Raw genomic sequence first — 11,923 nt, 5'->3', positions numbered from 1 at the left:
CCGCCCGTACGCGCAGGATCGGCTGCGGGACCCCGCCCGGACGGGCCGGGCGGAGGGGTCCTGCGGGCGGCGCCTCCGTGGGCGGCCCGGATCCGGCTCCCGACCGACGGAGACCCTGATGGCCGACAGCACCCTGCCCCTCCTCCTCAAGGGCTACTCATGGCTGCCCGACCGCCGGCGCGGGAGCGGTGGGGCTCCGGTGCGCACCCGCCTCCTCGGAAAGCGCGTGATCGCGCTGCACGGCCCCGCCGCCGCGCGCTTCTTCTACGACGGGAACCGTGTCCACCGCCGTACGGCGTTGCCTGAGCCCGTGATCGACACGCTCTTCGGGCAGGGGGCCGTGCACACCCTGGACGGGGAGGCGCACCGGGTGCGCAAGGCGATGTTCATGCGGCTGCTGACCGACCCCGTCCGGGTGCGGGCCCTGACGGAGGAGGTCGCCGCCGCGTGGGACCGGGACACCGACGTCTGGGCGGGCCGCTCCCGGGTGGTCCTCTTCGACGCGGTCGCCCTGCTGCTGACCCGTGCCGTCCACGCCTGGGCGGGGGTGCCGCTGCCCGAGGCCGGGGCGGAGCGCACCGCACGGGATCTGGTGGCGATGGTGGACGGCTTCGCGACGCCGGGCCCGCGGCACTTCCGGGCCCGGCGGGCGCGGCACCGGCAGGAGGCCAGGGTGGCGCGGCTGGTCGAGCGGGAGCGTGCCGACGCGGGAGCCGGGCGGACCGGGGCGGCACCGTCCGGCCTGACGCCGTTCCGCGCCGTGGCCCTGCACCGTGAGGCGGACGGCACCCTGCTGGATCCGCGTACGGCCGCGGTCGAGGTGCTGAACATCCTGCGGCCGACCGTGGCCGTCAGCTGGTTCGTGACCTTCGCTGCCCACGCCCTGCACCGGCACCCCGGGCACCGCGCGCCGCTGGCCGCGGACGAACCGGGGTACTCCTACCGGTTCGCCCAGGAGGTCCGCCGTCTCTATCCGTTCGCCCCGTTCATCGGCGGGCTGGCGGCGGAGCCACTCGAATGGCTGGGCAGACCGATCGCACCGGGCACCCTCGTGCTGCTGGACCTGTACGGCCAGAACCACGACCCTGACTTCTGGCCCCGTCCGTACACGTTCGACCCGTCACGCTTCGAGGACGGGCCGCCGCGCCGTGACGAGCTGGTCCCGCAGGGCGGTGGTGACCCCTGGACGGGGCATCGCTGCCCGGGTGAGGACATCACCCTCGCGGTGCTGGCCACCGTGTCGGTCCTGCTGGCGAGGCTGTCGTACCGGACGGTCGAGCAGGACCTGCGGATTCCGCTGAACCGGATCCCGACCGCCCCGCGCAGCGGATTCGTCGTCACCGGCGTCCGCCGACCGGTGTAGGCCCTGCGCGGGGTTCGCGGGACGCTCAGCCGCGGGTCCGGGCGGCGCACTCGGCGACGACCTTGCGCAGGCTGCCGGTCCGCTCCAGCAGCTCCCGCTGGGCATGGGCGCCCGTCCCCCGGGACAGGAGGGTCTTGACGCCCTCTTCGGCCGCGGCGAGGTCGCCGCTGTCCTCCAGGGCGTCCCGTACGTGGGCGAGCAGTGCCTGGACCACCTCGGCCGCGGGCCGGGGGCGCATGGTCGGCGGGTGGAGCAGGCTCTCCTCCAGTCCCGACCGTCCGGCCTGCCAGGCGGCCATCCGCAGCGTGCTGACCGCGACCGGGTCCGGCGCTTCCCCGGCGCGCCAGGCGCGGGCGGCCGTCTCGACCAGGCCCCGCACCAGGGTGGCCATCAGGGCGGTGTCGGCGGCCTCGAGGCAGACGTCGGCCACCCGGACCTCGACGGTGGGGTAGCGGTCGGAGAGCCGCGCGTCGAAGTAGATCATCCCCACGTCGCGCAGCACCTCCGTGTCCAGCAGGGCCTGCACGTGGTCGTGGTAGCCCTGTGCGGAGCCGAAGAGCTCGACCGGGCCCGACGAGGGCCACCGGCCCCAGACCCTGCTGCGGTAGCTGCCGTAGCAGGTGTCCTGGCCCTGCCAGTACGGCGAGTTCGCGCTCAGCGCGAGGAGGACGGAGAGCCATGGGCGGATCCGGTCCAGGACCGCGACGCCCTCCTCGTCCGATTCCACCGAGACGTGGACGTGGCAGCCGCACGTCAGCTGCTCCTGGGTGGTCAGGCCGAAGCGGTCGGCCAGCCACCGGTACCTCTCGCCGGTGCCGATGGTGGGACTGACGGGCAGCGGCGAGGTCGCCAGCGCCACCACCGTGGCCCCGGCCTCCGCCGCGCTCGCGGCGGCCTCGGCCCGCCACCGCAGGATCTCGGCCCGTAGCTCACTCATCGAGCTGCGGGGCTCGGTGGCGAATTCCAGTTGCTGGCGGTGGAGCTCCGCCTCGAAGGCGGAGTCCCCTTCCGCGCGGCGCTCGGCGAGGGCCAGCACCGCTGTCGAGAGCGCCTGGGGCTCGCCGCTCTCCTCGTCCACGAGCAGGAGTTCTTCCTCGACACCGACGGTTCGCACGATGCGCATCCTTTCTGCCGTCGGCGGGTTCCGGCGGCGAGGCGGACCGTCACGACAAACCCGATCGCAGTCGCTCGCATGGGTACATACGAGCGTACGGCGAGTGAGGTCGTCGAGCACGGACCGCCGTCGGCCGGCTGGAGCCGACCGCCGCCCCACCGGTGCGGGGCGGCCGTGACCGTTCTGCTGCCCTGTGAGGCCCCGGCCATGCCTCGCGCCGCCGGCATCCGTGTGAGCAACGACACCGCGTTGCCGACACCCCGCGAAAGATGGGGAGTTGGGGCCCTGGAGGGGCCGAGGGGGCGCGCACACCCTGCCGTCCGTTTCACGGCACTCGCTACCGTTTGTGAAGATGTACGGCGCCGGCACGGCAGGCCCGACCGCGAGGAGGCCGCCCTCCCGGCACCCAAGACTCCGCTCTCCGCTCCTCCGGGGACCGCCGGGTGTCTTGTCCCCGGTCCCGTCCGAAATGTGCTGCGCTGTGCCTCTCCCCCGTGTTCCCGTCCTGCCCTCCGTCCGCTCCGCCGCGCCCCGCCGGAAGCGTGGGGGCAGCCCCTGGCGCTGTCTGCGCACCCCGAGCATGCGCCGGTGGTCCCTGGCCAATCTGGTGTCCAACGCCGGCACCTGGATGCAGCTGACCGTGCAGAACCTGCTGGTCCTCCAGGTGACGGGTTCGGCTGCCGCCACCGGCCTCTCGCTGGCCGTCCAGGCGGGGCCGGGCCTGCTGCTCGGGGTCGTCGGCGGCGCCGCGGTCGACCGGTGGCCCCGCAAGGTCACCGCGGCCGTGAGCCAGGCGGTACTCGGGCTGGTCGCCTTCTCCACGGCCGCCCTGATCGGGCTGGATCTGCTGAGCATGCCCGTCCTGCTCCTGCTGGCCGCGGTCACCGGCATCGTGAACACCATCGACGGGCCCGCCACGGCCCTGCTGGGCAACGATCTGGTGCCGGCCGGGGACGTCCCCTCGGCCATCGCGCTCGGCTCGATGGTGCACAGCGCGGGCCGGCTCATCGGGACGGCGCTGGCCGCGGTGGCGGTCGGCACACTGGGCGCCTCCTCGGCCTACCTGGCGAACGGCGTCTCCTTCCTCTTCGTGGCCGCGATCATCCCCACGCTCAGGCCCGCCGCCCACGCGCTGCGGCAGGCCTCCGCGTCCACCCGCCCGGCCGCCCGGGAGCGGGGACGTCCGGCACCGGCTCCGCACGGCACGGCGTCCACGGGGGCGCGGGCCGGGCTGAGCTACTTCCTGAGCCGTCCCCGGCTGGTCGCGCTGGCCGGGATCACCGGTCTCAGCTCCCTCTTCGGACGCAACTACCAGCTGACCCTGGCCGTCCTGGTCGTCGGGCCGCTGGGTGCCCAGGAGAGCGATTTCGGCGTCGTCTCCACCGTGCTGGCCGTGGGCGGTGTGCTCGGCGCGCTGCTCGCCGGGCGGCTGCTCAGGCCCACGGTCCGGTTGGTGGGCACGCTCGCCGCCTGCGGCGGGCTGCTCCAGGCCGCGGCCGGGCTGTCCCCCGGTCTCGTCGTGCTGGTCCTGCTGGTCGTCCCCATGGCGGTGGTGGAGTCCGTCTCCGACACGGCGGGCGCGACGGTGCTGCAGACCGACCCGGCGCCGGAGATGCGCGGCCGCGTCCTCGGGGTCTGGCGCAGTGCGGGTACGGCGTGGGGGCTGGCCGGCCCGCCCCTGCTGGGGCTTCTGCTGGAGTTCGCGGGGGTCCGTGTGACCCTCGTGTCGGGCGGGCTGCTGATCGCCGGCGCGATCGCCTGCGGCGGCCTGCGCCACCGTGTCCTCGCCCGGCCCGGGGCGGCCTCCCCGCCGGTGGCGGCCTCCGCGCAGGTGTCGGTACCGGTGGCGGCCACGGCCCTCGCTCCGTCGGCGGCGCTCGGCCAGGCGTCCTGACCGCGCCGGGTGGCGGCGAGGACGCATACCCGTGCCGATCAGGGGCACCTCAGGGGCGCGGCCCCGCACCCCGGCGGGCCCGTTCCGAGACATCCGAGGAAAGGTGGCAGCGATGACCGACCACGACCTGAACGGGCGCAAGGTACTGGCCGTCGTCACCAATTACGGCGTGGAGCAGGACGAACTCGTGGTCCCCGTGGAGCACCTCCGTGGTGCGGGTGCCCGGGTCGACGTCGCCGCCGTGACGACGGACGACATCGTGACCCTGGTGGGCGACAAGGACCCCGGCAGGACCGTGCGCCCCGACCTCACGCTGGCCGACGCCGACCCGGCCGACTACGACCTGCTGCTCATCCCCGGCGGCACCCTGAACGCCGACACCCTGCGCCTGCAGAGCTCCGCCGGCACGATCGTCCGCTCCTTCACGGACTCCGGCCGTCCGGTCGCGGCGATCTGCCACGGGCCGTGGGCGCTGGTCGAGGCGGGTGTCGTCGCGGGCAAGCGGCTCACCTCGTACGCCTCCCTGCGGACGGACATCCGCAACGCGGGCGGCACGTGGGCCGACGAGCCGGTGGTGACGGACACCGACGGCGGCTGGCTCCTGATCACCTCACGCAATCCGGGAGACCTGGATCCCTTCATCCGGGAGATGGACACGGCACTCGCCGCCGTACGGTCCTGACCGCCGTCCGGCCGCGCCCGGCACGGCGTCCCGGTCCCGCGGCGCCGCGTGGCCGGGACGCACGGCTCTTCGGCCGGTGAGGCGCTCGGCGGCGGGGTCCCGCCGCGGGACACCGGTGAGAGATTCCGTGGGACGCCTGCGGGGACGGACCGCGTCGGGAAGAATGCCGACCGGCCGACGGGACAAGGGGCTCGGCGGGGGTGAACCGTGCAGGGACCCGACGGACCGTACGCGTGCCGCGCGAAGGGCCACGCCCCGACGTGCGTAGGACGACCCGCGCACGGGCACCCGGGGCCACCCGCCGTCACACCCGCACTCCCGTCTGGAGAGTCCTGTTGCCCACGTCACCGGTGGACCCCGCAGCCGACCGACCTCACCGCATGGACCCGGCGGGCGGCTGCCCGCACGCCGCCAATGCCCGGCTGCTCGCCCGGGGCGCCGTCACACCGGTGGTCCTCCCGGGCGAGGTGGAAGGCATGGCGGTCCTGGGCCATGACGCGCTCAAGGAGTTCCTCGCGCACCCCGACGTCGCGAAGAGCGCCCAGCACTTCGCGGCACTCCAGGCCGGGGAGATCGCCGACGGCTGGCCGCTGAGGACGTTCGCCACGGTGCCGGGAATGACCACCGCCGACGGCGCCGACCACCGGCGGCTGCGGTCCCTGACGAGCAAGGCGTTCACCGCGCGCCGCGTCGAGGAACTGCGGCCCCGCGTCGAGACGTTGACCGCCACGCTCCTGGACGCTCTCGAGGCCGCCGCCGACGGCGGTGTCGTCGATCTGCGCAGACACTTCGCGTTGCCGCTGCCGATGGGGGTGATCTGCGAACTGCTGGGCGTGGACGACCGGCACCAGGACCGGCTGCACCACCTGTCCGACCGGATCGTCGCCACGGACATCGGCCCCGCGGAGGCGACGGCGGCCGACCAGGAGATGGTGCGGGTCCTGAGCGCTGTCGCCGCCGCCCGGGCGGCGGACCCCGGGGACGACCTCACCAGTGCGCTGATCGCGGCCCGTGACGAGGACGGCGACCGGCTCGGTCCGCAGGAGCTGATCGGCACCCTGATGCTCACGATCGTCGCCGGTCACGAGACGACGCTCAATCTGATCACCAACGCCGTCCGGGCCCTGTGCGCCCACCGCGACCAGCTCGCCCTGGTCCGGTCGGGCGGTGCGAGCTGGGCCGACGTGGTCGAGGAGACCCTGCGCTGGGACAGCCCGGTCAGCTACTTCCCGTTCCGCTACCCGACCCGCGATCTGACGGTCGGCGGCACCGTGATCCCCAAGGGGACCCCGGTGCTCGCCGGTTACTCCGCGGCGGGCCGCGACACGCAGGCCCACGGCCCGGACGCCGCACGCTTCGACGTCACCCGTGACAGCACGACCCGGCACCTCTCGCTGGGCCACGGCGCGCACTACTGCGTGGGCGCACCGCTGGCCCGGACGGAGGCCACGGTGGCCTTGGAACAGCTGTTCACGCGCTTCCCCGATCTCGATCTCGCCGTACCCGAGTCCGAACTGCCCCGGCACGCCTCCTTCGTGGGCAACAGCGTGCGGGAGCTGCCCGTACGGCTGCGCCGCTGATCCCGGCGCTGCGCCGACGCGGTCACTCGTGCCGTGCGGTGCCGTCCCGGACCTGCCCGTTCATGTGCCCGTGACGGCGGCCCGCCCTACCGTCCGCCGGTTCCCGCACCGGCCTCGTCCCACCCCACCAGGGCGATGTCCGTCCTGGAGGTCGCGTTCAACTTCCGCATGATCCGCGCCACATGGTGCTCCACGGTCCGGGTCGACAGCACCAGGCTCTCGGCGATGTCCCGGTTGGCCCGTCCCTGGACGACCAGCCGGGCCACCTCCTGCTCGCGCGGGGACAGCTGGTCGCCGTAGCCCAGGCGGCCGCGGCGGTGGGTGGTCACGATGTCGTGGCGGCGCAGCAGTCTCTGGCAACGGGCCACGTCCCAGCGGGCGCCCAGCTCGCGGTAGACCTCGATCACCTCCTGGACGCCACCGGCCGCCGCCTCCCCGCGCAGGCCGAGCAGGCAACGCCCCCGGGCCTCCGCCGCCCGGGCCGCGTCGAAGGGGCGGCCGAGCCGCCGCCACCGCGCCTCCGCCTCGTCCAGCAGGCCGACGGCATCCTCGGGCCGGTCCTCGGCCTCGGCGAGCAGCGCGCGGCACACGGTCAGCGCGGCTCGGGCGGCGGGCGCGTCGCGGTCCGCGGTCCCCGCCGCGAAGTCGGCGACGAGCCGGTGGGCACGCGCGGTCCGCCCGCTGCCGCGCAGTGCCTCCACAGCGGTGGGCAGCACCTCACCGGCCCAGACCCAGCCACCGGTCCGTTCCAGCTGACGCAGGGTCTCCTCGACGGCCTCGCACGCCTGGCCTGGCCGTCCGGCCTCCAGGTGGATACGGGCGGTGGCGGCGGCTGACGCGGTGAGGATGACGCCGGTGTCGTAGCAGGTGACCCGGGCGGCCTCGGCGAGGTCGCGGCGGGCGCGGGGGACGTCGCCGAGCACGTGCAGCGCGGTGAGCCCGCGGACCAGCATGGCCTCGGCCCTCAGGTCGGGGATCTCCTGGTAGAGCCGGGTGGTGCGGTCCGCGGCCGCGTGCAGATTCCGCCAGCCGCCCTCGTGCCAGGTGAGCACGAGGCGGGCGGTCTGGGTGAGCCCTTCCAGGTAGGGGCTGCTGGTGTCGGCGAGCCCGTCGGCGGCCCGGTCGAGGAACGCGCGGGCCCGTACGCCGTATCCGAGGGCGCTGGACGCGTGGGCCAGGTTGGTCCAGCCCCGGGCGTGGTGCGCGCCCTCCATCGCCGTCCCGGCCGGGCCGGCGAGCGCCTCGGCGGCCGCCCAGGCCCGGGGATCGCCGAGCAGCATCAGGGCGGTGGCGCGGTTGGCGGCGATCGCGGCGCGGGCGACCGGGTCGGTGACCCGTCCGGCGAGCGTCTCGGCGCGGTCCAGCCAGGCCCGGTGGCGGTCGACGGGCCAGCCCTTGATGGACGGGATGGCGGCGACCGCCATGGCGCGGGCGGCGGTCTGCGGGTCGGACGCCTCCAGGTCGGGTATGGCGCGGGCGACCTCGTCGAGGCTGTCCAGCGCCCCTCCGCTCTGGTTGCGCAGGACGACGCTCAGGTGCAGCCGGATCTCGCCGCGCAGCCGGGGCGGCGGGTCGTCCTCGTCCAGTACCTGCCGCACGGCGGCCACCACCTGGTCGCCGGCGCGCGACAGTTGGGCGGTGCGGGCCAGCTTCGCGGCGGTGCGGATACGGCCACCGGCGCCCGGGTCGTCGGCGACGGCCTGGGTGTAGAGGCGGGTGGCGGTGGTGTAGTCGCCGCCGTCGGCGGCCCGGTCGGCCGCCGCGACGAGGCAGCGCAGACCTTCCCGTGCCCGTCCGGCCGCCCTGTACAGCCGGGCGAGATCGGCCAGCGGCAGCGGGCCGGCGCCGCCCCGGTGCAGTGCCCGGGCGGCGCGCAGGCTCAGCCGGGCCAGCCGGGGCCCGGGCACCCGTGCCAGCGCGGCCCTGCGGTCCAACGGGTGCCGGAAGACGGGGTGCGGGCCGTCGGCCCGCAGCACGGACCGGCGTACGCACGCGTCGACCGCCGCCTCGGCCCGCCCGGGTGCGACCTGAGCCACCTCGGCGAGCAGGCCGACGGGCACCGCCCGGTCGAGGACGGCCGCCGCCTCCACGATCCGCCACGCGTCCTCGCCGAGCGGCGCGCATCGCCGGGCCATCTCCCGGCGTACACGCGCGGGGACCCCGGCCTCCCGTACGGCGGCGAGGACGGAACCCGCCCACGGGCCGTCCTCCCCCTCGGTGTGCGGGCCGGTCTCTTCGGCCGCCCGCAGCAGTGCCTCGGCCGCCCCGGGCAGTCCGCCGGTCAGTTCGTGCACGAGCGCGGCGAGCTCCTGCCGCTCCTCCGCCCGCTCCGGCCGGGGCGTACCCGGCCACCGCCGGACGAACTCCTCCGTCTCCTCCGGGGTCCAGGGCCGGACGCGGACCTCCGCGAGGCGCGTTGGTCCCGGGACACGGACACCGAGGACGGGCAGCCCGGGCGCGGCGTCCTCGGTGACGACCAGCCGCAGCCGGGGCGGCATCGCTCGCAGCAGACGGTGGAGCAGGCCGAGGGTCGCCGGATCGGCGCGGTGGATGTCCTCCAGGACCAGCACGGCGTCCCCGAAGGCCTCCAGGAGTGTCCCGACCGCGCGGGGCAGCAGTCCGCGCCGGGTCTCCGGGTCGGCCGCCGACGCGGGCGGCGGCGGCAGCAGGCCGGCCAGTTCGGGTACGACGAGTCCCACGGTCCCGGTCACCGGCGGCAGCGGTCTGCGGAGCAGCCCGGGCCGGTGCGGCAGTGCGGCCAGCGCGTCGACGACGGGCCCGAGCGGCGCCGCGTCGGGCGTGTCGGGGCACGCCCCGCGCACCTGCGTCCATCCCGCGAACTCCGCCGCGCCGAGCACCTCGTCCACCAGCCGGGACAGCCCTGCGCCCGCCTCCCCGCGCACCACCGCGAGGGCGGGCCCCGCCCGCAGGACGTCCCGCAGCCGCCGTGCTTCCTCGCCCCGCCCGACGAATCCGCCCTCGTCGGCCGGCCGCGGGTCGTACTCCGCAGCGAAGGAACCTCGCTCCACAGCTCCACCTCCCACCGACCGCTCACATCCGCAGGCCGCCGCGCACCACGGCGGGGCCGTCGGCGGGGCACCGTGGCCCGGTCCGTTCCTCGGCCGGGGCACGGCGCCCGTCGAACAGGTGGTCTACCTGCCGGACGGCCGCGGCCGCAATAGGGGTCCACCACCTACGGAATGCCGGCGGGCCGCCCGGTTCGGCGGTCGTGGGGCACGGCGCCCGTGCTTCCCGCTCTTTGGGTAGCGCTACGGATTGCTGGGCTCCCGCGCCGTGGCCCAAGCTCTGGGCGGTCCGGCCACGCCTTCCCCGTACACCCCGGCCCCCGGCCGACGGGACCGGATGTGCGGGGGCGGCTGCACCCCACGCAGCCGTCCGGTGCGACCGCACCCGTGCCGCACGGAGCCCCCGCTCCGTGCGGCGCGCACCCCTCAGCCCATCGCCCCGGGCACCTGGTCCGAAGGCGGCCTCAGAACCGCCGCTCGCATTGTCATGATCCCGACAGGCAGAGGATGTCCCGGCCGCCGGGGCGACGGGTGCAGCCCTCCGGGCCCGAGCCGGGCCCGGACAGAACTCGGAGGAGAAACCATGGAGTTCGACGTTCGCGTCGTCAGACGCGTGCTCGCCCTCGGCGCCGGTGCCGCCCTGCTCGTCGGGGCCGCCTCCACCGCCGGGGCCGCGTCGGCCCCCGTACCGCCGGTCGGCGGTGAGGGCCGCATCGTCGGCGCGGACCGCCCCGGTGCGGTCGAGGGCTCCTACATCGTCACGTTCGAGGACTCGGTCGCCCGCGCCGACGTCCCCGCCTCCGCGAAGGCGTTGACCGCACGGCACGCGGGCAGCCTGCGGTACACCTACACCGCGGCCCTGCGCGGCTTCGCCGTGCGGATGACACCGAGCGAGGCGAAGGAACTGGCCGCCGACCCGTCGGTGGCCCGGGTGGAGGCCGACGCCGCGGCGTACGCGGTGGACACCCAGACCGATCCGCCGTCCTGGGGGCTGGACCGCGTCGACCAGCGTGACCTCCCGGTGGACAGGAAGTACACCTACGGCACCACCGCGTCGAACGTGAACGCGTACATCGTGGACACCGGCATCCGCATGAGCCACCGCGACTTCGGCGGCCGTGCGGTCAGCGGGTACGACTTCGTCGACAACGACTCCGACGCCTCCGACTGCCAGGGGCACGGCACCCATGTCGCCGGAACCGTCGGCGGCGGTGCGTACGGAGTCGCCAAGGGCGTCAAGCTGGTCGGCGTCCGGGTGCTGAACTGCCAGGGCACCTCGGGTGACACCTGGGCCCCGGTCCTCGCCGGCATCGACTGGGTCACCAGGAACGCCGTGAAGCCGGCCGTGGCCAACATGAGCATCGGCGGCGGCAAGACGCAGTCGGTCAACGACGCGGTGGCGGCCTCCATAGCCTCCGGCGTCACCTGGGTCGTGGCGGCCGGCAACAACAACGCCGACTCCTGTGCCTACTCCCCCTCCTCCACCCCGGCGGCCATCACGGTCGGCGCCACCAACAGCCGGGACGCCCGCGCCACCGGCTGGAGCAACGGACAGGGCTCCAACTACGGCTCCTGCCTGGACATCTTCGCCCCGGGCGACAGCATCACCTCCACCTCCAACTCCGGCGACACCGCCTCCCAGTCGATGAGCGGCACCTCCATGGCCTCCCCCCACGTCGCCGGCGCCGCCGCCCTCCTCCTCTCCGCCAACCCCACCTGGACCCCCGCCCAGGTCCGCGACGAACTCGTCGCGGACGCCTCGTCCGGCAAGGTCACCGACGCCCGCACCGGCTCCCCGAACAAACTGCTCCACACGGGCACCGGAGGCACCACCCCGCCCCCGACCGGCAAGAGGTTCGAGAACACCGACGACTACCGGATCCGTGACAACGCCACCGTCGAGTCGCCCCTGACCGTCACCGGCGTCACCGGCGACGCCCCCGCGAACCTGTCCGTCACCGTGGACATCCGCCACACCTTCCGCGGCGACCTGAAGGTCGAACTGGTCGCCCCCGACGGCACCGCCCACCTGCTGAAGAACTACGACAGCAACGACAGCGCCGACCACGTCCAGGCCACGTACACGGTCAACGCCTCCGGCAGGCCCGCGGCCGGCACCTGGAAGCTCCGCGTGACCGACAACTGGGTCAACGACACCGGGTACGTCAACGCCTGGTCGCTCCAGTTCTGACCCGCACCAGCTGACCGTACGGCCCACGGCACCGGCCCCCTCGCTCCCCCGAGGACGGGCCGGTGTCCCGTCG

Annotated in this window: 7 protein-coding genes; 5 read left to right on the top strand and 2 right to left on the bottom strand. The window is 75.1% G+C overall.

The genetic code is table 11. The features are described from left to right. Positions 1 to 118: 118 nt before the first annotated feature. Entirely contained in the window at positions 119 to 1,363 is a 1,245-nt protein-coding gene (locus SACTE_RS29925) for a cytochrome P450 (RefSeq protein ID WP_014049758.1), read from the top strand. A gap of 25 nt (positions 1,364 to 1,388) precedes the next feature. Here SACTE_RS29925 and SACTE_RS29920 read toward each other — a convergent pair whose 3' ends face one another. Continuing rightward, positions 1,389 to 2,486, bottom strand: coding sequence for a glutamate--cysteine ligase (locus SACTE_RS29920; RefSeq protein ID WP_019993196.1), 1,098 nt, complete (start codon positions 2,484 to 2,486; stop codon positions 1,389 to 1,391). Between the two features lie 460 nt (positions 2,487 to 2,946). On the opposite strand from SACTE_RS29920, the gene SACTE_RS29915 reads away from it, so the two are divergent. The 3 genes from SACTE_RS29915 (at position 2,947) to SACTE_RS29905 (ending at position 6,633) form a co-directional block, all read left to right on the top strand. Beyond that, positions 2,947 to 4,371 (top strand): MFS transporter, encoded by a 1,425-nt coding sequence (locus tag SACTE_RS29915; RefSeq protein WP_078492669.1) that lies wholly within the window; start codon positions 2,947 to 2,949, stop codon positions 4,369 to 4,371. Between the two features lie 112 nt (positions 4,372 to 4,483). After that, the gene (locus tag SACTE_RS29910) at positions 4,484 to 5,053 is read left to right on the top strand and encodes a type 1 glutamine amidotransferase domain-containing protein (protein ID WP_014049755.1); all 570 of its coding nucleotides are present in this window, start codon (positions 4,484 to 4,486) and stop codon (positions 5,051 to 5,053) included. Between the two features lie 380 nt (positions 5,054 to 5,433). Next, complete coding sequence (locus SACTE_RS29905; RefSeq protein ID WP_019993195.1) at positions 5,434 to 6,633, top strand: cytochrome P450; 1,200 nt, start codon at positions 5,434 to 5,436, stop codon at positions 6,631 to 6,633. An 86-nt stretch (positions 6,634 to 6,719) separates the two neighbouring features. Here SACTE_RS29905 and SACTE_RS29900 read toward each other — a convergent pair whose 3' ends face one another. Beyond that, positions 6,720 to 9,662 carry a LuxR family transcriptional regulator gene (locus SACTE_RS29900; protein ID WP_014049753.1) on the bottom strand — a complete coding sequence of 981 codons (2,943 nt, stop codon included), beginning with the start codon at positions 9,660 to 9,662 and terminating at the stop codon, positions 6,720 to 6,722. A 580-nt stretch (positions 9,663 to 10,242) separates the two neighbouring features. Here SACTE_RS29900 and SACTE_RS29895 point away from each other — a divergent pair. Beyond that, positions 10,243 to 11,850 (top strand): S8 family peptidase, encoded by a 1,608-nt coding sequence (locus tag SACTE_RS29895; protein ID WP_014049752.1) that lies wholly within the window; start codon positions 10,243 to 10,245, stop codon positions 11,848 to 11,850. Positions 11,851 to 11,923: the final 73 nt, after the last annotated feature.

The sequence above is a fragment of the Streptomyces sp. SirexAA-E genome (genome assembly GCF_000177195.2).
In the GTDB taxonomy this organism is placed as follows: domain Bacteria; phylum Actinomycetota; class Actinomycetes; order Streptomycetales; family Streptomycetaceae; genus Streptomyces; species Streptomyces flavovirens.
This window is presented reverse-complemented; position numbering and strand designations above follow the sequence as displayed.